Below are 21346 nucleotides of genomic sequence, written 5' to 3'. Positions count from 1 at the left end.
TTGCGACCTGGCGGGTCGTCGTGTGGTCTGCTGCCCGAAAAATCCGCGAATTCATCCAATGAATCCGCTAGAGTGAACGCACTGCCGAACGCCGCACGATGCGTGACCCCGCGAAGAGGCGCGGTCGCGCGGCCCGTCGGCATCCCGCATGACCCCAATCGCCCACCCCGACTCGCAGTGCAGCGACCCCGCCGCCCCGGGCCAGATCCAGGAAGTCCACGACATGACCACGATCACCGCCGTGACCGCCCACGACGTCAGGTTCCCCACCTCGCTGAGCATGGACGGGTCCGACGCCATGAACAAGGACGGCGACTACTCCGCCGCGTACGTGGTCATCCACACCGACGACCCCGAGGTGCGCGGCTACGGCTTCACGTTCACGATCGGCCGCGGCAACGACCTGTGCGTCGAGGCCGCGCGCCAGCGCGGTCTGCCCCTCGTCGGCCGTTCCGTCGACGAGGCCGTCGCGGACCTCGGCTCCGTCTACCGGGAGCTCTCGTCGGACTCGCAGCTGCGCTGGCTCGGTCCCGAGAAGGGCGTCGTGCACCTCGCGATGGCCGCGGTCATGAACGCGATGTGGGACCTCGCGGCACGCGTCGCGAAGAAGCCGCTCTGGCGGCTGCTCGCCGAGATGACGCCCGAGCAGCTCGTCGACGCCGCCGACCTCCGCTACCTCTCCGACGCGCTCACGCGCGAGGAGGCGATCGCGATCCTCGCCGAGAAGGCGCCGACCCGTGCCGCCCGCATCGCCGACCTCGAGGCGCGCGGCGGCTACCCCTGCTACACGACCAGCGCCGGCTGGCTCGGCTACTCCGACGAGAAGCTGCGTCGTCTGCTCCAGGAGGCGGTCGACGAGGGCTACCGCCACGTGAAGCTGAAGGTGGGCTCCGACGTCGAGGACGACATCCGTCGACTTCGCATCGCCCGCGAGGTGATCGGCTGGGACGCGAACCTGATGATCGACGCGAACCAGGTGTGGGACGTGCCCGAGGCGATCGAGTGGGTGGGCCGGCTCGCGGAGTTCCGGCCGATGTGGATCGAGGAGCCGACCAGCCCCGACGACGTGCTCGGGCACGCGGCCGTGCGGCGCGCGGTCGCGCCGATCGGCGTCGCCACGGGCGAGCACGGTATGAACCGCGTGCTCTTCAAGCAGATGTTCCAGGCGGAGGCGATCGACTACTGCCAGCTCGACTCCGCGCGGCTCGCGAGCATCAACGAGATCCTCGCGGTCTACCTCATGGCGCAGAAGTTCGGGGTGCCCGTGTGCCCGCACGCCGGCGGCGTCGGGCTGTGCGAGCTCGTGCAGCACCTGTCGATCTTCGACTACGTGTGCGTGTCGGGCACGCTCGAGAACCGGGTGACCGAGTTCGTCGACCACCTCCATGAGCACTTCGTCGACCCGTGCATCGTCGAGAACGGCCACTACGCGATGCCGTCGCAGCCGGGGTACAGCGCCGAGATGCACGAGGCGTCCGTCGCGCGGTTCGCGTTCCCGACGGGCGGCTACTGGGCGGAGGCCGTCGCCTAGCTCCCCGACCGGGCCCCGACCGTGCGGGTCGGAGGGCGCGTCCGGGGCGGGCGTCGCGATCGGCTCAGCCGGCCTCGGGATCCTCGTCGGCGTGCTCGGCGCTGAACTGCTCGACGCCGAGCAGGTGCGTCGACATCCGGATGCTCGCCCTGCCGGGGTCGCGCCTCGCGAGCTCGTGGAGGATGGCCCGATGCTCGCGCTGGGCCTCGCGCACCGAGCCGCGGTTGCTGATCGCGCGCCAGAGGCGAGCGCGGAACGTCCGTCCGACGAGGGCGTCGACGAGCGCCGCGAGGGGCGGGTTCCCGCTCGCCGCAGCGATGGTCCGATGGAACTCGGTGTCCGTGTTGATGAATTCCTCGAGGTCCATCCGGTCCTCGTCCTCGAGCGCGCGGTCGACGCGCGCGAGGATCGCCTCGAGGTCGGCGAGCTGGTCGTCGGTGATCCGGGTCGCGGCCAGGGAGACGCTCTCCGCCTCGAGCACGCGCCGCACGGCGAGGAGGTCTGCGGCATGCGCGGGCTGCTGCAGGTCCGCGAGGAAGCCGAGCGGGCTGAGGAGCGCCGCAGGATCGAGCGCCGTGACGTAGGTGCCGTCGCCCTGCCGGGTCTCGAGGACGCCGAGCGTCGCGAGTGCGCGGACGCCCTCTCGGAGCGACCCGCGGGACACGCTGAGCTGGGCGGCGAGGTCCTTCTCGATGGGCAGCCGGGACCCGGGCTTCAGGTCGCCCCGCGTGAGCATGTCCTTGATGCCCTGGATGACGACATCGGTCTGCGAACGAGTGGGCACGGGCACGTCGGACATGGCGCCATCCTAGGTGCGCGGGGCGTTTCATCCGATCAATTCTTGCGATCAAACGTTTGAGCAACTATCGTCGCAGCGAAACGTCCGATCTGATCCCTAGGAGCGCCTCGACGATGAGCGACCATTCCGCATCCGTCCGACATGTCAGAGCCGTGCTGCTCTCGCACCGCTACGACCCCGGCGACGAGCTCGTCTGGGTCGGCGGCACGATCCGTTCGTGGGACGCCGCGCTCGTCGAGGTCGAGCTCGCCGACGGCACGCGCGGCATCGGCGAGGCCGGCGCGGGCATCATGGCCGCGACGGCCGTGCCCGGCATCCTGGACGCGTTCCGCCCCTACCTCCTCGACGTCCCGTTCGCGTCGCCGCTCGACGTGGGCGACCACCTCCGCGCCTACACCGCGTTCTGGTCGCGCGGGGGCATCCTGAGCGGCGTCGCCGGCGCCATCGAGACCGCCGTGCTGGACGCGGTCGCACTGCGCGAGGGCGTGCCGGCGTACGAGGTCCTCGGCGGTGCCGCGCGCGAGCGCATCGAGGCGTACGCGAGCGGCGGTCTCGGCACCACGTTCGAGGAGGTCGCCGGCTGGGCCGCGTCCCAGTTCGACGCCGGATTCGGAACCGTGAAGTTCCGGGCGATGTCCGACCCCGACACCACGATCGAGCTGCTCGATCACGTCGTCGGCGGCCTGCCGTCGGGAGCGCGATTCATCATCGACGCCGTGCAGGCGTGCGCATCGTCGCCCTGGGCGCCCGAGGACGCGATCCGCGTCGGCCGGCATGCCGCGGCGCTCGGGGCGCGCTGGTACGAGGAGCCCTGCCAGGCCGACGACGTCGCCGGGTTCGCGCAGGTCCGCCGGGCGGTCGACGTCCCGATCTCGGGGGTCGAATCCAACGGCACCGTTCGCGAGTTCGCCGAGCTCATCGCGCGGGACGCGGTCGACATCGTGCAGCCCGACGTCACCTTCGTCGGCGGGCCGCGCGCGTTCTCCCGGGTCGCCGCGCTCGCGAGCGAGGCGTCGATCGACTGCGTGCCCCACGTGTGGGGGAGCGGCGTGACCTTCGCTGCGAACCTGCACACGGTGCTCGCCGAGCCGTCCGTGGAGCTGTTCGAGTACTGCACGCTGCCCAACCCGCTGCGCGATGCGCTCCAGGTCGCGCCGGTCGACTTCGCCGGCGGGAGCATCGGGGCTCCGACGGCGCCCGGCCTCGGCGTGCGGTTGACCGAGGACATCGAGCGACGGTTCGCGTTCCGCCCCGGAGGTGGACATGTCATCCGCTGACCTCGGCTTCACGCCGCTGCCCGGCGACGATCGACTCTCGACGGCGATCCTCAGCGACTCGTGCGACGCGGCCGGCCTCCGTCACCAGGTGCTCCGGCATCGACTCGCGCCGATCGTGCCCGGCTCGCGTGCCATCGGACGGGCCCGCACCGTTCGCTTCGCACCGGCGCTGGAGGACGACCCCGACGACCCGTACCGGGATGCCATCGAGTTCATCGACGGAATCGGCCCGGGGCAGTTCGTCGTGGTCGCGACCGATCGCAGCAACGATTCCGCGTTCTGGGGCGAGCTGTTCAGCGCCGCGGCGCTGGGATCCGGCGCGTCGGGCGTCGTCACGGACGGGAACCTGCGCGACACCGACCGGATCGCCGCGCTCGGGTTCCCGGCGTTCTCCGCCTCCCGTCGACCGATCGACTACCGCGCGCGCATGCGCGTGATCGCCCACGACGTCGCCGTCGTGCTCGGCGGCGTCCGCATCGCGCCCGGCGACCTGCTCATGGCGGACGACGACGGCGTGGTGGTCGTGCCGCGCGAGCACGAGGCATCCGTTCTCGCCCTGGCCCGCGAGCGTGCGGCGCGCGAGTCGACGGTGCTCGCGGAGCTCCTCGCCGGGGAGTCGCTCCGGGCGGTCTGGGAGCGGCACCGCGTGCTCTGAGTGCGGCGATGCTTCACCGCAGGGGCCGTTCCGATCCGATTTATCCAATCTCTTCGGACAATTCGCCGGGTTTCGGAGCGTTCTCGGATTCTCTCTCCCATATTCATCTGATCTCTAGTACCATCGACCGCGCCGGGACCCCAGACTCGGCACTGAAGTTGCTCAAACGTTTGCTTTCGAGGTGACGACTGGTATAACGTTTGAGCACCCCAGGCCGGTGGCCCGCAAGCACCGACCGACCACGACAACCACGACGGCGTGATGTCCGCGCCACCTCATCCAAGGAGTGTCAATGAAGACCACGAGGTTCCTCTCGGCGAGCGCGGGGGTTGCGGCGATCGCCGCGGCTGCGCTCGTCCTGTCCGGGTGCGCCGCCGGCGATGCCGCCGAGTCGTCGACCCAGACCGACTCCGGTGGCAAGATCACCGTCTGGGTCGACCCGCCCCGCGTGCCCGCGGCCGAGGCCTTCCAGGAGGCCTACCCCGACATCGAGATCGACGTCGTCCAGATCGACGGCACCGTCGGAGGCAAGACGGTCAAGCAGTCCTTCGCCAACTTCGACTCGGCCGGCTCCGGCTGGCCCGATGCCATCTTCTTCCCGTCGAACGACGACATCGCATGGGCGACCAGCTCCTCGAGCAACTACGCCGCCGACCTGACGGACCTGCTGCCGGACGTCATCGAGGGGTACGACCCGGCCGTCCTCTCGTTCTGCGACATCGACGGCCAGATCCGATGCCTGCGCAACGACGCCGCCCCGGACGTGTTCTGGTACAACAAGGCGTTCTTCGATGAGAACGGCTACACGCTGCCCACCACGTGGGAGGAGTACGGCGAACTCGCCGTCACCATCGCCGAGGAGCACCCCGGCAAGATCAGCGGGTTCCTCGGCGACGCCTATGCGATCAACCGCTACCTCCAGGGCGCGAACTGCCCGACCAACGACCGCGTGTCGGAGACGGAAGCGCACATCGACCTCTCCGACCCGAACTGCGAGCGTGCCACCGAGCTGCTGACCGAGATGTACGACGGCGGAGCGCTCTCGACCCAGGGCATCTTCGACGGCGATGCCGCCGAGGCCGGCGTCAACCTCGTGATGAGCCCGGGTGCCGTCTGGTGGGGCAACTACCTCTTCCGCGACACGTGGAAGATCCCGGCAGGCGAGATGAGCGCCGTCGCGCCGCTGGCCTGGGAGGGCGAGTCGTCGCCGTCGACCGGCAACGAGGGCGGCGGCCTGTGGGGCGTCTCGTCCCACATCACGGGCAAGCAGCTCGAGAACACGCTCACCTTCGCCACGTTCGTCGCCACCGACCCGCGCTGGCAGGTCGACCTCTCGACCGGCCTGCCCGGCTACGGCCCCGTGCAGGACGCCTGGCTCGCCAAGATCGAGGCGGACGCCTACTTCGCCGACATCCCCTCGGTGCAGCAGGCGTTCAAGGATGCCGCGGGCGCCGTGCAGCCCTACGCGTACATGCTCTACGACACCGGGTCGGTGTGGACCGAGAAGGTGAGCCCCACGCTCATCTCCGGCGGCACCGTGCCCGACGCGATCGACGCGTTCGGCGAGGAACTGGTCAACCAGGCCCAGTCGGTGGGCTATACCGTCCAGTGACGACACTGCTCCCCGGGGCGTCGGAGGACGCCCCGGGGGGCACCCCACTCGTTCCGCATCACAGAGGATGACGACATGACGACAGCGACCACCCAGGCCGAGCGGCCTCGAACGGCGGAGCGGTCGCGCGCGGCCGCACCCGCCGCGAAGCGCCGGGCGGCGAAGCGCCGGGCGCCGCACCGCGTCGAACGGCGCGGCGCCTTCATCCTCATGGCGCCGTACCTGCTGTTGTTCATCGTCGCCGCGGCGATCCCGATCGGGTACGCCTTCTGGATCAGCCTGCAGAAGGCGCCGACCCTCGTGAATCCGCAGACCGGATTCGGGGGGATCGAGTCCTTCGTGACGGTGGTCACCGACTACCGGTTCTTCGGCACCTTCGTGAACATCTTCACGGTCATGATCATCTGGCTGCCGATCATGATCCTCGGCATCGTCGCGATGGCGCTGCTCATCCACGCGAGCCCCGGGCGCTTCGGGGGCGCCATGCGCTTCGTCTACTACATCCCCGGCGCCCTCGCCGGAATCGCGAACTTCGTGCTCTGGGTGTACCTGCTGAACCCCTCGCAGTCGCCCATCGCATTCCTCTGGCAGGACCTCGGGATGACCACGCTCAAGGAGGTCGTCACCACCGAGAACCTGCCGCTCATCCTGACCGCGATGCTGTTCTTCCAGGGCCTCGGGACCTGGATCGTCATCGTGAACGGCGGCCTGAACGGCATCCCCGACGAGATCTTCGAGGCCGCGGCGCTCGACGGAGCCAACGCGTGGCAGCTGGCCTGGCGCGTGAAGCTGCCCCTGATCCGCCCGTGGATCGGATACGCCGCACTGATGAACCTCGCGTACGGGTTCCAGCTCTTCCTCGAGCCGTACCTGCTGCGGCAGATCTCCTCCGGCTCGATCGACAGCGAATGGGCGCCGACCCAGCTCGGCTACGCATTCGCCTTCACCAACCGCAACTTCCCCGCCGCCGCGGCGATGTCGATCATCCTGCTCGTCATCACCCTCGCGATCGGCATCGTGATCGTCTTCCGGAGCGGGCTCTTCGGCGAGTCAGAGGAGAAGGCCCGATGACCACCATGTCGCACGAGACCCACGAGATCGTCGGCTCGCGCCGCTGGGGCGTCGGGCGCGTCTCGCGGATCGTCGTCATGCTCGTGGTCGCCGGCCTGTTCGTGCTGCCGATCCTCGGCTTCATCGCCATGGCCTTCCGGAGCCAGGAGGGGATCGAGGCCGGCGGCGACGGCTTCCTCGGACTCGGCGGGATGTCCTGGGAGAACGTCGTCTACAGCTGGGGCCAGCTCATGGGCTTCGGTCCGGGCGGCGGCGGAGTGTTCCTGCGCTGGATCATGAACTCGCTCATCGTCGCCGTCGTCGGCGGGGTGCTCGCGCTCATCGCCGCCCTGCCCGCGGGCTACGCCCTCGCGCGCCTGCGCTTCGGTTCGCGGCGGTTCTGGCTGTTCGCCACGCTGCTCGCGATGGTCATGCCGAACACCGTGCTCGTCATCCCGCTGTTCCTCGAGGTGAACGCCATCGGCGCCGTCGGCCAGCTGTGGCCCGTGGCCGTCATCATGGGCTTCTTCCCGTTCGGCGTGTACCTCAGCTACATCCACTTCATGACGACCATGCCGCCCGAACTCGTCGAGGCCGCCCGCATCGACGGGCTCGGCGAGGTCGCGATCTTCTTCCAGGTCGCGCTGCCGATCGCCAAGCAGGTCGTGGCGCTCATCGCGTTCTTCTCGTTCGTCGCGAACTGGACGAACTTCTTCCTGCCGCTCGCGCTGCTCACGTCGAACCAGGACAACAAGACGATCTCGATCGGCATCCAGGAGCTCATCGGCGCCAGCCCGCTGTTCAACGCGACCGTCGCGGCGGGCCTCGACGTGAAGCTCTACATGCCGCAGCTCGCGCTGGCGACCGTGATCTCCATGATTCCGCTCCTGGTGGTGTTCCTCGGTGCGCAGCGCTTCCTGATCCGTGGACAGACCGTCGGAGCGGTGAAGGGATGAGCGCGATGTCCGACCTGCCCGAGTTCCATCCGGCCGAGGCGTACACGCTCGAGCTGCCGCGGCATCCGCGCCCGATCGTCATCATCGGCACCGGCGGCATCGTCAAGGACGCGCACCTTCCCGCGTACCGGAAGGCCGGCTACCCGGTGTGGGGGCTCGTGAACCGCACCGTCGCGCGCGCCCGGGCGCTCGCCGACGAGTACGGCATCGAGCACGTGTTCGGCACGGTCGCCGAGGCCGTCGCCGCGGCTCCGGCCGACGCCGTGTACGACATCGCGCTCATGCCCGAGCAGTACCTCGAGACGCTCGAGCAGCTGCCCGACGGCGCCCCCGTCCTGATCCAGAAGCCGCTCGGCCAGACCTACGAGCAGGGGGTCGAGCTGCGCGACCTCTGCCGCAGCAAGGGCCTCGTCGCCGCCGTGAACGCGCAGCTGCGGTTCGCGCCGTACGTGGCCGCGGCCCGCCGGCTCATCGCCGAGGGCGTCATCGGAGAGCTGTACGACCTCGAGATCCGCGTGTCGGTGGACACGCCGTGGCACCTGTTCCCGCACGTGTTCGGGCTCGAGCGGCTCGAGATCAACATGCACTCGGTGCACTACGTCGACCTCATCCGCTCGTTCCTCGGCGACCCCGACTCGGTGAGCGCGGTCACGTCGCGCCATCCGGAGAAGGCGGATGTCGCGAACACGCGCTCGCTCATCGTCATGCGCTACCGCGACCGTCCGATCCGGGTGACCGTGAGCACGAACCACGACCACGCGTACGGGCCGGCCCACGAGGAGAGCTTCATCAAGTGGGAGGGCACCAAGGGCGCCATCCGCGCCCAGATGGGCCTCCTGCTCGACTACCCCGTCGGCGGGCCCGACGCGCTCGAGCTGGCCCTGCTCGCCGAGAAGGAGCGGGGCTGGGTCGCCGTGCCGTTCGAGGGCTCGTGGTTCCCGGACGCCTTCATCGGCTCGATGGGTGCCGTGCAGCGGTACGCAGAGGGGTCGGTGCCGACCCTTCCCACCTCCGTCGACGACGTGCTGCACACCATGGCGGTCGTCGAGGCGGCCTACGAGTCGGAGGAGCGCGAGGGCGTGCCGCTGCGGGTGAGCGAGGCGGTGCTCCCGCAGTAGCGTGGGGGCATGACCGAGAACGCCGCCGCTGCGGCATCCGTCGACCTGCTCGCCATCGCCCGCCGGATCGCCCTCGCGGCCGCCGACGCGGCCCTCGAGGAACGCCGGAAGGGCATCAGCGTCGCGGCGACGAAGTCGACGCCGACCGACGTCGTGACCGCCGTCGATCGCGACACCGAGGAGCGCATCCGTGCGATGATCCTCGACGCGCGCCCCGACGACGGGATCTTCGGCGAGGAGGACGACACGCACGTCGGTTCGAGCGGCCTGAACTGGGTGGTCGACCCGATCGACGGCACGGTCAACCTGCTCTACGACATCCCGGCGTGGTCGGTGAGCATCGCGGTCGTCGACGGACCGCCCGACCCCGCGCACTGGCACGGGCTCGCCGGGGTCGTCGTCAACCCAGTGACGGGTGAGGTGTTCGAGGCGAGCGTCGGCGGCGGGGCCCGGCTCGTCGACGGGCTCGGGGAGCGCGAGCTCCGGGTGAACGACGACGTGCACCTGTCGCGGGCGCTTGTCGCGACGGGATTCGGGTACGCAGCGGACCGGCGCGCCGACCAGGCGGCGGTGCTCGTCGACGTGCTGCCGCGCATCCGCGACATCCGTCGGATCGGGTCGGCCGCGCTGGACCTGGGCGCGGTCGCCGCGGGCCGCCTCGACGCGTTCTACGAGCTCGGCCTGAACCCGTGGGACCATGCGGCGGGCGCGCTCATCGTGCGCGAGGCGGGCGGACGGGTCGGCGGGCTCGGAGGGGCGGCCGAGAGCGATCGGATGCTCGTCGCGGCGGCGCCGTCCCTGTTCGAGGACCTGACCGCGCTGCTCGAGCAGGCCGGGGCCTGACGTTCCGCGGGCCCGGGCGCGAATGCCCGGCGTCGGCCCGGCGTCATCCGGTCGCGCTCGCGCGGGGTCCTGCACGGCCCTATCCGGACGACCCTCTCCGCATGCCGCCCGACATGGCGATCCGGCGATCGACCGGTTACGCTTTATCGATCCGTGATCTCGGCCCGCCCGGAGATGACGAGCCCCCCGTCAGCCCCCGAACGAGCGAAAGTCCCCCACGTGCCCGAGTCCCCCCTCGTGCCCGACCATTCAGCGCCAGGCACCAGAGACCGCTTGCGGTCCGAGCGCACACCGACGCGCCGCGAACTGCGGGACCGCTCCTCATCCTCCTCACCGGCCGAGCCGGCCGACCGCCGGGTCGGCGACTCGGCCGTCGGCGTATCCGGAGGCGTCTCGTTCGAGTCGTACCTGCCGTCGCACGGCCCGTCGGCATCGGTGGCGGGTCCTGCGAGCGAACCCAGACGGCGGGCGGATGCCACGGGGCCGCTGCGTCCGCGCGATCGCCGCGAGGCGGCGGCCGACGCCGGCCCGGCCCACGGGCAGTCGGGCGCGCCCCGTCCGTCGACGCCGCCCGCCGCCCCGACGGCGTCGCGCCGAATGCGCCGCGACCCCCTGCCCCCGCAGGAACCGGCCCCCACCCGACCCGACTCCGCCGCGACGCCGGCGAGCCCGGCCAGGCGGGCTGCTCCCGCTCCGACCACCGCCCCGGCGGCACCCGCGAACCCCGCACCCCGGACGGGCCGCCGCGCGGCCGCCGGACCGATCGACGTCCCGGGTTCGGGGCTTCGCGCCGACCGGCCCGGGTCCGCACCGCGGGCCTCAGCCGCTCCTGCTCCCGCTCCCGCGGCTCCATCGGCTCCGACTCGGTCGGCGCCGGCGCCGGCGCCTGCCGACCGGCCGCGGCGCACCGAACCGGGCGCGCCGGCACCCGAGTGGACCCCGCAGCGTCGCCCCGACCCCGCCCGCACCCGCGATGCCGACCAGCGGGGCCCGGCTCCGCGCACCGCGCCCGCGCCGCGCCCCGAGCGCGCACAGCCCGGACCCCAGCAGGCCGTCGCTCCGGCCGGCCGCCGCTCCGACGACCCGCGTGTCGGGCCGCAGCCCCAGGGCGCGCCGCGATCGTCCCAGCAGGGGTCGACGGGTGCGCCGGGCCCTCGCCCGGCTCCGACCTCGCGTCCGGCCTCGAACGGCCCTGCCGGCACGGAGCCGTCGGATCGTGCGCGGCCGAACGCGGCCGCTGACCCGTCCCGCGGTCCGATCCCCGGGCGCACGCCGGCCCCGCCGTCGCCGGGTCGCACCGAGGACCGCGCGCCGGGTCATCCCCGGGCCGACCCGCGCGTCGGCCCGAGAGCCGTCCGCCCCGAGCAGGCTCCGGGCGCGCCCCAGCGTCACGGTGCCCCGCGCTCCGCGCCGCACGCGCCCGCCGGACCCCGCGATCCCCGCCTCGCCGGACGGGAGGACGCCCAGCAGCGTGCGCGGCGTCCCGGCGACGTCGAGCGCTCCGGCGACCGGGCCGTGGATCGCCCCGCCGGCCGACCGGCGTCCCCGCTCGACTCGCTCCCCGCCGACACGCGCCGCTCCGCGGCATCCGACCCCGCCGTCATCACCGCGAACGACGTGAGCGACCTGTTCGGCCTCGGCCACCGCGAGGACCGGGACATCGACGCCGGCATCGAGGCCCGTGGCGGCAAGCCCGCGGCATCCGCCCACCGCACGCCCGTCGGCCGACGGACCCCCGCCGACCGGCGGGCGCCGCAGCGACCCGAGGGGCGCCCCGAGGAGGGGCCCTTCGCATCGAAGGCGGCCCCGCGCCGATCCCGGAAGCGAGCGCTGACCACGCGTTTCGCGAGCGTCGTCGCCATGGGGTTCGTCGCGATGCTCGCCGTCGCGACATCCGTCCCCTCGCTCTCGCTGCTCACTCCGGCGGAGGTGCAGGCGATGGCGCTCTCGCAGACCACGGGCACGACGCTCGACGGCCAGCGCGTCGACATCTCCGGCGGCGCGCTCGCCGCGGGCGTCGGGCGCGAGGACTACCAGGCGCAGACCATCGAGGAGTACGCGCAGGCCGCGGGCATCCGCGCCGAGGCGACCTTCACGAACAATCCGCTCGGCACGATCCAGTGGCCCTTCGCGGTCGGCGTGCACATCGGCGACCGGTTCGGCTACCGCAACTGCTACGGCTGCTCGTCCGACCACCACGGCCAGGACTTCAACCCCGGCCTGGGTGCGCAGATCCAGTCCATCGCCGACGGCGTGGTGTCCAACTCGACGGATTCGGGCGGTTCGCTCGGCGTCGTGACCATGGTCGACCACGTCATCGACGGCCAGGTCGTCACGAGCGTGTACGCGCACATGGAGTACGGCTCGCGCCGCTTCGAGGTCGGCGACACGGTCGAGGTCGGCGACGTCCTCGGCACGACCGGCAACACGGGCATGTCCACGGGGCCGCACCTGCACTTCGAGATCCGCATCGGCGGGATCGACGGCTACTGGGTCGACCCGCTCGAGTGGCTGTACGCGAACACGAACTGACGCGGCATCCGTCGTCTCTGCGTTTCGCCCATCCGTGCCGCATTCGCAGGATTTGGACGGAACGTCGTGCTCTCCGGTCGACCGTGACGCGTGTCGTCCTGCGAACTCCGCTCCGGTGACATCTCGCGGGCCCGTGTGTGGAGTCGTGCACAGTCCGGGTCGGCCTCGAACCCGGTCGGCCAGGCTCCAGGGCGTGCCCGACCCGCCCTCCGCTGCCCCCGCCAGCCGGCCGCACGCCGCTCGACCGCGCGGCTCACGGCGTCTGCGTGCACTACCGGACGGTTCCCGGCCGCGCGACCGCACGTGACGGGGTGGTGCTCGCCTTGGCCGAGATGGCGGCGTGCGCGCCGCGGCTCGACGCACAGATCGCGGTCGACTCCGCATTATCGCTCGGCAGGATCACGAGCGACGACCTCTGGGTGCTCCGCGGCATGCTCGGTGCGAGTCGTCGGCGGATCGCGGACGAGGCCGACGCCGGGTGCCAGTCCGGGACCGAGACGATCGTGCGACTGCTCCTGCGTGGACGGAGGCTGCCGCATCGCACGCAGGCATGGATCCCGGGCGTCGGCTACGTCGATGTGCTCGTCGGGGACCGGCTGGTGATCGAGATCGACGGCGAGGGATTCCACACCGGGTCCGAATTCGAGCGTGATCGGCGTCGTGACTTCGAACTGACCATGCGGGGGTACCTGGTCTTCAGGCTGAGCTACTCGATGGTGATGCACGAGTGGGCCGCTGTACGCGAGGGCCGAGTTCGCAGGATGACGGGCATCGAGCGCTTCCCATGGCGGGCATGGGGTGTGTCATCCTGCGAACTCGCAAGCTCGACTCGCCCGGCGCGCGGCTACGCGGCGAGCCAGGCGGTGGTGTCGCCGGGGAGCGTGCGGCCGTCGAGGTCGGCGCTCGCGAGGATCACGTCGCCGGCGGGGAGTTCGACGGGGTCGCTTCCCGTGTTCGCCACGACGAGCACGCTGCCGTTGCGGACGGCGAGGACGCCGTCGCCGAGGCCTTCGATCCACTCGAGCTCGCCGGTCGCGAGCGAGCGCGCGCGACGCTCGGCGAGCAGCGACCGGTACAGCTCGAGCGTCGAACCGGCGACGCCCCGTTGGCGGTCGCGGGCGAACTCCGCCCACTGGCCGGGCTGCGGGAGCCACGTCGTGTCGGTCGGGCCGAAGCCGTAGGACGGCGCGTCGGCCTCCCACGGCAGCGGCACGCGGCATCCGTCTCGGCCGTACCGCTCGCCGCCGGTGCGGAACCAGGTCGGGTCCTGGCGCGCCTCATCGGGCAGGTCGATGGCCTCGGGCAGGCCGAGCTCCTCGCCCTGGTAGAGGTAGGCGGAGCCGGGCAGCGCGAGCATGAGCGTCGTTGCAGCGCGGGCGCGACGGAGGCCGACGACGGGGTCGGGCAGGCCGGGACTCCTCGGCCCGATGCCGTGGCCCTGGAGGCTGTCGGCGGTGAGCGCGAGGCGCGAGGCGTGGCGGATGACGTCGTGGTTCGAGAGCACCCACGTCGACGGTGCGCCGACGGCGCCGAACGTCTCGATCGAGTGGTCGATCACGGCGCGGAGCGGGGCGGCCTCGAACGGCGTCTCGAGGTAGGCGAAGTTGAACGCCTGGTGCATCTCGTCGGGGCGGACCCACTTCGCGACGCGAGAGAGCGGGTCGACCCATGCCTCCGCGGCGAGGATCCGCTCACCGTCGTACTCCTCGAGCACCTTCCGCCAGTCGCGGTAGACCTCGTGGACGGGCTCCTGGCCCCAGTACGGCGCGCCGACGTTCTCGTCGTGGATCTCGGGCTCCAGCGGAACGCCGGCCTCGAGACCGTGCTGGTTGCCGCCCATCGATCCGGCGTCGGCCGGCGGGGTGTAGTCGGGGAGGCCCTCGGCCTTGATGAGCCCGTGCGCCACGTCGACGCGGAACCCGTCGACGCCGCGATCGAGCCAGAAGCGCAGGATGCGGCGGAACTCCTCGCGGACCTCCTCCCGCTCCCAGTCGAAGTCGGGCTGCGAGCTGTCGAAGATGTGCAGGTACCACTGGCCGGGGGTGCCGTCGGGGTCGGTCGTGCGGGTCCACATCGACCCGCCGAACACGGACTCCCAGTTGTTGGGCGGGAGCTCGCCGTGCTCGCCCTTCCCGTCGCGGAAGATGTAGCGGGCCCGCTCGGGGCTGCCGGGGGCGGCGGCGAGCGCCTCCTGGAACCACACGTGGCGGTCGCTGGAGTGGTTCGGGACGAGGTCGACGATGACCTTCAGTCCGAGCCGGTGCGCTTCGGCGAGCATGTCGTCGAAGTCGGCGAGCGTGCCGAAGAGCGGGTCGACGTCGCAGTAGTCCGCCACGTCGTAGCCGGCGTCCTTCTGGGGCGACGTGTAGAACGGCGACAGCCAGATCGCGTCGACGCCGAGGTCGGCGAGTTCGGGCAGGCGCGAGCGGATGCCGGCCAGGTCGCCCATGCCGTCGCCGTTCGCGTCGGCGAAGGACCGGGGGTAGATCTGGTAGATCGCGGCGGTGCGCCACCATTCGGAAGTCATGGAGAAAACCTTAAGCCAATCTCAGTTATCTGGAAGCGCTTGCACGTTCAGGCGCCCCGCAGGAGCCTACCAAGCCGGTATCGATCATGTAACGCCGAGTTGTCAATGTGACGCGAAGCAGGTATACCTGAAACCGCTTGCAATCACATCGCGGGCAATCACATACGGAAGAACGGCCTTTCGAGCACGGTGCGCGGAACTCCCCACCAGGCGAAGGCGCCGATCTCACGCACACTGAGAAGGGCACACCAATGCGGGTGAACAAGAAGAGCCTCCTCGCGGCCGGCGCTGTCGCCGTCGTCGCGACCCTGGGTCTCGCTGGCTGCGCCGGCGGCGACTCCGGCGAGGGCGACAACGGCGCATCGGCCGGCGGCACGCTGACCGTCTGGGTCGACGCCGAGCGCGTCGACGCACTGAAGGGCGCGGCCGAGGCCTACACCGAGGAGACCGGCGTCGAGGTCGACCTCGTCGGCAAGGACAACGCGACCATCAAGGACGACTTCATCCAGCAGGTGCCGACGGGCGAGGGCCCCGACATCACCATGGGTGCGCACGACTGGCTCGGCGAGCTGTCGACCAACGGCGTCGTGGCTCCGCTCGAGCTCGGCGACTCGGCCGCCGACTACCTCCCCGTCGCGATCGACGCGGCGACCTACGAGGGCACCGTCTACATGCTCCCCTACGCGGTCGAGAACATCGCCGTGCTGCGCAACGCCGACCTCGTCGCCGAGGCCGCGACGAGCTTCGACGACATGATCGCCAAGGGCGAGGCCGCCGGCCTCGACCAGCCGTTCGTCGTCGAGCAGGGCGCCGAGGGCAACCCCTACCACCTCTACCCGTTCCAGACGGCGTTCGGCGCACCGGTCTTCGGCAGCGGCGCAGAGGGCTACGACCCCACCGACCTGCAGCTCGGCAACGAGGGCGGCATGGAGTTCGCGAACTGGCTCGCCGGCCAGGGCAAGAACGGCACCGGCGTCTTCAACACCGACATCGACGGCGACATCGCCAAGCAGTCCTTCCTCGACGGCACCGCCGCATTCTGGCTGACCGGGCCGTGGAACGTCGGCTCGGCCATCGACGCCGGCCTGAACGTCGCGATCGACACCGTGCCCAGCCCGACCGGCGACGCGGCCTCGCCGTTCGCCGGCGTCAAGGGCTTCTTCGTCTCCTCGGAGTCGGAGAACAAGGTCGCCGCGAACGACTTCCTCGTGAACTACATCGGCACCGAGGACGTCCAGCTCGAGCTGTTCGAGGCGGGCAACATCCTGCCCGCGCTCTCGGCCGCCGCTGAGAGCGCCTCGAGCGACCCGATCATCGAGGGCTTCGCGGCCGTCGGCCAGGAGGCCGTCCCGATGCCGGCCATCCCCGCGATGGGTTCGGTGTGGCAGTACTGGGGCATCGCCGAGGCCTCGATCATCAACGGCGAGGACCCGACGGCGACCTGGGAGAAGCTCGCCGCCGACGTCCAGGCTGCGATCGACGCCAAGTAACGCCTGGGGCTCCGGGCCGGATGCCGCGACGCATCCGGCCCGGAGCCACTCGCATCCCGAGCGTTCAACGAGAGAGCAGCAGATGAGCACCACGATCGACGAGGACGTCGCCACCGGGTCGGCGACTCCGCCCACGAAGCGGCAGAAGCGTGCCGCACGCATCGCGGACGCCGCGTCAGGCGGCATCCGCTCCATCCTGGTCAAGCTCCTGCTGCTCGGCATCGTCGACGCGATCGCGGTCTACGCGATCCTCGTCCTCGCGCTCTCGCAGGACTGGCTCGTGCTGGCGATCGTCGCCGGCGTCACCGTCCTCGTCAACTGGATCTACTTCTCGAGGCGGACCCTGCCCGCGAAGTACCTGACGCCGGGCGTGATCTTCCTGGTGCTGTTCCAGGTGTTCGTGCTGGTCTACACCGGCTACATCGCCTTCACGAACTACGGCACGGGACACAACGGCTCCAAGGAGCAGGCGGTCAGCTCGCTCATGGCCGCCTCGCTCGAGCGCGTCCCCGACTCGCCCACCTACCGGGTCACGGTCGTCGACCAGCTCGGCACGCTCGGCCTGCTCGTCACCGACCCGAACGGCGACGCGAGCCTCGGCACCACGGAGCAGCCGCTGCAGCCCGTCGACCCGAGCGAGGTCGACGGCGGCAAGGCGGTCGCCGTCGACGGCTGGACCACGCTCCAGTTCAGCGACGTCATCGCGCGCACGAACGAGATCACCGAGCTCGCAGTGCCGTTCTCCGATGACCCGAACGACGGGGCCATCCGGACCCCCGACGGCTCGAGCGGCTACCTCTACACGTCGAACCTCGAGTACGACGAGGCCGCGGGCACCATGACCGACCTCTCGACGGGCACGGTCTACTCCGACATCGGCACGGGCGCCTTCACGGCCGAGGACGGCTCCGAGATCCTGCCCGGCTGGCAGATCACCGTCGGCTTCGACAACTTCGTCCGCGCCGTCACCGACACCCGCCTCGCGGGGCCGCTCGTGTACGTCACGCTCTGGACCTTCGCGTTCGCGCTCATCTCGGTCGCCACGACGTTCTTCCTCGGCCTGTTCCTGGCGATCGTCTTCAACGACATGCGCATGAAGGGCCGGCGCTACTACCGCGTCGCCATGATCATCCCGTACGCGATCCCGTCGTTCCTCTCGGCCCTCGTCTGGGCGGGAATGATGAACGAGAGCTTCGGCTTCATCAACCAGGTGATCTTCGGCGGGGCCTCGATCCCATGGCTCACCGATCCATGGATGGCCAAGCTCTCCGTGATCATCGTGAACCTGTGGCTCGGCTTCCCGTACATGTTCCTCATCTGCACGGGCGCCCTGCAGTCGATCCCGGACGACGTGAACGAGGCCTCCAGCATCGACGGCGCCTCGGCGTGGCAGACGTTCCGGCACATCAAGCTGCCGCTGCTGCTCGTCTCCGTCGCGCCGCTGCTCATCGCGTCGTTCGCGTTCAACTTCAACAACTTCAACGTCATCTACATGTTGACGAACGGCGGGCCGCGCGACACCGGCGCGCCGATCCCGGTCGGCTTCACCGACATCCTCATCTCGATGGTCTACAAGGTGGCCTTCACCGGCCAGAACCGCGACTACGGCCTCGCCGCGGCCTACTCGATCATCATCTTCATCGTGGTCGCGGTGATCTCGATCATCGCGTTCCGCCGCACCAAGTCGCTCGAGGAGATCAACTGATGTCGAACCAGCAGCCGATCCCCGGGTCGGAGACCGGCCTCCTCGAGGGAGAACTGGGCGAGGAGCGGGACGCCGTCCGCGCCGGCGGCGACCCCGCCCTCGCACGCCGGGCCGCAGGCCCGAAGCGCCCCTTCCGCTTCGGCAAGTGGTTCGCGGCGACCGGATGGCGCCACCTCGTCGGCCTCGTCGTCGTGGCGTTCGCGCTCTTCCCGGTCGTGTTCGTGATCTCGTCGTCGCTGAACCCGAACGGCACCCTGACCGGCTCGAACGCGTTGTTCTCGCAGATCGGGTTCGACGCCTACGCGCGGATCCTGACGAACCCGCAGGTGCCGTTCACGACCTGGTTCGCGAACACGCTCATCATCGCGGGCGTCACGGCGATCCTCACGGTGTTCCTCGGCGCGCTCGCCGCATACGCGTTCTCGCGCATGCGCTTCACGGGACGCCGGTTCGGCCTCATCACGATCGTCGTCGTGCAGATGTTCCCGCAGATGCTCGCCGTCGTCGCGATCTTCCTCGTGATGAGCGCGATCAGCGACTGGTTCCCCGCGATCGGCCTGAACACCCACATCGGCCTGATCATGGTCTACCTCGGCGGCGCGCTCGGCGTGAACACGTACCTCATGTACGGGTACTTCAACACGATCCCGGCGTCGATCGACGAGGCGGCGAAGATCGACGGCGCCGGCCACGCGCGCATCTTCTTCACGATCATCCTGCGCCTGGTCGCCCCGATCCTCGCGGTCGTCGCACTGCTGTCCTTCATCTTCTCGGTCAACGAGTACGTCGTGGCATCCGTGATCCTGATCGACACCGAGAACCAGACGCTCGCGGTGGGCCTCACGAAGCTCGTCTCGAACCCGCGCTACGCGGACTGGGCGGCGTTCTCGGCGGGAGCGGTCATCGCGGCGCTGCCGGTCGTGCTGCTGTTCCTGTACCTGCAGAAGTACATCGTGGGCGGGCTCTCCGCCGGTGCCGTCAAGTAGGCGGGGCTCAGGGCGACGACGGATGCCGCGCGCCGAGGCCCCGCGTCGCGGCATCCGTCGTCATCGGCTCACCCGAACACGAAGTCGAGGGGCTGGATCTCGGTCGCATCCCAGCGGATCGGCCATCCACCGGGCACGTCCGCCCCGCCGGTGAGGTCCCGCTCGTCCTCCGGCGGGTAGGTGAGCACGCTCGCCTTCGCGAGCAGGTCGGCGTGGTCCGTCCCATCGAACGTCGCATCGTCGTCGACCGAGAACGTCAGCTCGATGTCGGGGAGTTCGCCGTCCGCCGGTGCGTCGAGGGTGCACACGCGCTCGCGCGCGTCGTAGGTCGCACATCCGATCGGGTCGTCGGTCAGGTCGATCCGATCCGACCAGTCGAACTTCACCTCGATCAGACGGGAGCCGTCCTCGGCGGCGCTCCGGTCGTCGAAGATCGCGGCCGTCAGCTCCACCGTCGCCTGCACCTCGTCGCCGGCCGCGGCGGAGGCGGGATCGAACTCGACGTCGACCGGGAAGACGTCGGCACCCAGCACGAGGGGGCCCGTCGCCGGCGGGACGAGTCCTTCGTCCAGCTCCTCGTCACCCTCGGTGATGCCCACCGCTTCGAGCGAGATGAGTCCTGCGACCGATTCGCCGGTCGGAACGCGGATCGGAACGAAGATCCACTGCGTCTCGAGCGCGCCGCCCACCCACCGGCCGCTTCCCTGCTCGCCCGGCGGGACATCGACCGGGAAGTCGACGACGCAGACGTCGTCCTCGACCGATACGCACGCGCCTGCGCCGTTCTGGAGGAAGGCGCCGAAGAGGTTGGGCGGCTCGACGAAGTCCGGCGCGGAGATCCGGAACGCGAACCGTGCGTCGTCGGAGTTCGCATCGAGCGAGCGATGCACCGCCATGACGTACTGGCGCGTGGTCGACTCCGGGTCGGGCCGGTACGCCTCGACCTGCATCCAGTACGGCGGCGCGTCGGTCGCGATCTCGACCCGCTCCGCGAAGCTCGGGCTGATGCCGGGATCGACCTCGGAGACGCGGCTGTCGTCGACGCTCACGAGTCGGGTCGGCTTGGCGCTCACGGTGCCCGAGAACCCCTCGGGAGGCACCGTGAACTCCAGGTCCGCCTCCGAACGGAGCGCACCCGGGTCGATGAGGCACTGGTCGCCGGGTCGTACGAGCCCGGGTGAGCCGGGCGGCTGGAGCTCGTCGGTCGAGGCATCGAGCCATCCGAGACACGAATCGCCCGCGAGGGCGAGCTGGTCGGGCCAGGTCACTGCGACGGCGACGAGCGCGTCCTGCGGAGCATCCGCTGCATCGACCGCGACGGTGGCGACGACGCTGCCGGCGGCGGTGTCGGGCTCCGCCGGCGCGGTCAACTCCGTGACGACGCTCACCGGCTCCGCGGTCGGCGTGGGCGTCGGCGTCCCGGTCGCGGCCTCGGTCGTGGCGACCGGCCGCGCGATGCCGGTGAGGCCGTTCCACAGGAGGACCGCCATCCCGATGAACACGCCCAGCCCGATCACGGCGGCCGCGACGATCGCCGCGATGAACGTCCAGCCGGGCAGGAGCGGGAGCTGTCGGAACGTGCCCTCGAGCGTCGCCGACGGTTGACCCTCCGGCGTCACCGTGACCGTGAAGTCGTGCTGCTCGGGGTCGCCCCGCCACAGCACGCCGCGGGCGTGCACCCGGAGCCCGACCTCCTGGGTGGACCCGGCCGGGAGCGCCACGCGCGGCCGGTCGATGGTCAGCTCGAGGTTGCCCGCCGAGACGGCGAGGTCGGCATCGGCGTGGGCGTTTCCGGCGTTCGTCACCGAGATGCGGGTGGATGCGCCGCGGCGCCCCTCGAGCGCAGGCGGCGACAGCACGGCCGCGACGTCGCTGAACGACTGGATCGTCGCGATCGCCTCGAGCACGAGGAAGTCGTCGGGGTTGCCCGCGGGGACGACCCGGAAGCGCACGACCATCTCGCCCACGGCCCAGTTCCCGCTGTGCGCCAGCTGCATGGTGGCGACCGCGGTTCCGGTGTCGCCGGGGTGGACGAGCACCGTGTCCGGCTCGATGACGATGAGGTCGGCCGCGTCGTCGATCGCGGTGAGCCGGTACGCCTCGACGTCGTCGCCCTCGTTGCGGAGCGTCAGCGTGAACTGCTCCGCCGTGCCTGGAGTGATCGTGAGCGAGGCAGGCTCGATGTCGGCGACCGTGGCCATGCATCCGACGCTACGAACGGGCGCGCCGCACGTGTCGGCCCTCCGACCCGCCTTCCGGGCACGA

The 21346-nt window shown here is 70.7% G+C and carries 15 protein-coding genes and 1 pseudogene; 13 read left to right on the top strand and 3 right to left on the bottom strand.

The annotated features are described in order from the left end of the window. Positions 1-223 precede the first annotated feature (223 nt). Positions 224-1531, top strand: a complete 1308-nt coding sequence (locus GJR97_RS06065; RefSeq protein ID WP_154345671.1) for an L-fuconate dehydratase — start codon at positions 224-226, stop codon at positions 1529-1531. 64 nt (positions 1532-1595) lie between these two features. Here the strand turns inward: GJR97_RS06065 and GJR97_RS06060 are convergent, their stop codons facing one another. Continuing rightward, positions 1596-2330, bottom strand: coding sequence for a FadR/GntR family transcriptional regulator (locus GJR97_RS06060; protein WP_154345608.1), 735 nt, complete (start codon positions 2328-2330; stop codon positions 1596-1598). Positions 2331-2443: 113 nt separating this feature from the next. Here GJR97_RS06060 and GJR97_RS06055 point away from each other — a divergent pair, with 113 nt between their 5' ends. From GJR97_RS06055 to GJR97_RS18885, 9 genes and pseudogenes are all read left to right on the top strand, one after another. Continuing rightward, positions 2444-3607 (top strand): mandelate racemase/muconate lactonizing enzyme family protein, encoded by a 1164-nt coding sequence (locus tag GJR97_RS06055; protein ID WP_154345607.1) that lies wholly within the window; start codon positions 2444-2446, stop codon positions 3605-3607. Then, positions 3594-4262 (top strand): RraA family protein, encoded by a 669-nt coding sequence (locus GJR97_RS06050; RefSeq protein WP_154345606.1) that lies wholly within the window; start codon positions 3594-3596, stop codon positions 4260-4262. The genes GJR97_RS06055 and GJR97_RS06050 overlap by 14 nt, the downstream gene beginning before the upstream one ends. 292 nt (positions 4263-4554) lie before the next feature. Beyond that, positions 4555-5874 (top strand): ABC transporter substrate-binding protein, encoded by a 1320-nt coding sequence (locus GJR97_RS06045; protein ID WP_154345605.1) that lies wholly within the window; start codon positions 4555-4557, stop codon positions 5872-5874. A gap of 75 nt (positions 5875-5949) precedes the next feature. Further along, positions 5950-6945, top strand: coding sequence for a carbohydrate ABC transporter permease (locus GJR97_RS06040; protein ID WP_154345604.1), 996 nt, complete (start codon positions 5950-5952; stop codon positions 6943-6945). Further along, positions 6942-7880, top strand: a complete 939-nt coding sequence (locus GJR97_RS06035; protein WP_229276021.1) for a carbohydrate ABC transporter permease — start codon at positions 6942-6944, stop codon at positions 7878-7880. Before GJR97_RS06040 ends, GJR97_RS06035 begins: the two co-directional genes overlap by 4 nt. Positions 7881-7885: 5 nt before the next feature. Then, positions 7886-8998, top strand: a complete 1113-nt coding sequence (locus GJR97_RS06030; protein WP_154345603.1) for a Gfo/Idh/MocA family protein — start codon at positions 7886-7888, stop codon at positions 8996-8998. A gap of 9 nt (positions 8999-9007) precedes the next feature. Further along, positions 9008-9841 carry an inositol monophosphatase family protein gene (locus tag GJR97_RS06025; protein WP_154345602.1) on the top strand — a complete coding sequence of 278 codons (834 nt, stop codon included), beginning with the start codon at positions 9008-9010 and terminating at the stop codon, positions 9839-9841. Positions 9842-11356: 1515 nt separating this feature from the next. After that, positions 11357-12373: a M23 family metallopeptidase gene (locus GJR97_RS18700; protein ID WP_154345601.1), complete on the top strand. Its 1017-nt coding sequence runs from the start codon at positions 11357-11359 to the stop codon at positions 12371-12373. Positions 12374-12705: 332 nt separating this feature from the next. Next, a pseudogene (locus GJR97_RS18885) lies at positions 12706-13104 on the top strand (endonuclease domain-containing protein); the annotation flags it as partial. A gap of 113 nt (positions 13105-13217) precedes the next feature. Here the strand turns inward: GJR97_RS18885 and GJR97_RS06010 are convergent. Beyond that, positions 13218-14900: a glycoside hydrolase family 13 protein gene (locus GJR97_RS06010; RefSeq protein WP_154345599.1), complete on the bottom strand. Its 1683-nt coding sequence runs from the start codon at positions 14898-14900 to the stop codon at positions 13218-13220. 251 nt (positions 14901-15151) lie between these two features. On the opposite strand from GJR97_RS06010, the gene GJR97_RS06005 reads away from it, so the two are divergent. The 3 genes from GJR97_RS06005 (at position 15152) to GJR97_RS05995 (ending at position 19081) form a co-directional block, all read left to right on the top strand. Continuing rightward, entirely contained in the window at positions 15152-16390 is a 1239-nt protein-coding gene (locus GJR97_RS06005) for a sugar ABC transporter substrate-binding protein (protein WP_154345598.1), read from the top strand. An 82-nt stretch (positions 16391-16472) separates the two neighbouring features. Continuing rightward, positions 16473-18095, top strand: a complete 1623-nt coding sequence (locus GJR97_RS06000; RefSeq protein ID WP_154345597.1) for an ABC transporter permease subunit — start codon at positions 16473-16475, stop codon at positions 18093-18095. Then, positions 18095-19081, top strand: a complete 987-nt coding sequence (locus GJR97_RS05995) for a sugar ABC transporter permease (RefSeq protein ID WP_154345596.1) — start codon at positions 18095-18097, stop codon at positions 19079-19081. Before GJR97_RS06000 ends, GJR97_RS05995 begins: the two co-directional genes overlap by 1 nt. A gap of 68 nt (positions 19082-19149) precedes the next feature. Here GJR97_RS05995 and GJR97_RS05990 read toward each other — a convergent pair whose 3' ends face one another. Next, the gene (locus tag GJR97_RS05990) at positions 19150-21282 is read right to left on the bottom strand and encodes a COG1470 family protein (protein ID WP_154345595.1); all 2133 of its coding nucleotides are present in this window, start codon (positions 21280-21282) and stop codon (positions 19150-19152) included. Between the last annotated feature and the right edge of the window lie 64 nt (positions 21283-21346).

This window comes from Agromyces kandeliae, from assembly GCF_009674665.1.
Classification (GTDB): Bacteria; Actinomycetota; Actinomycetes; order Actinomycetales; family Microbacteriaceae; genus Agromyces; species Agromyces kandeliae.
This window is presented reverse-complemented; position numbering and strand designations above follow the sequence as displayed.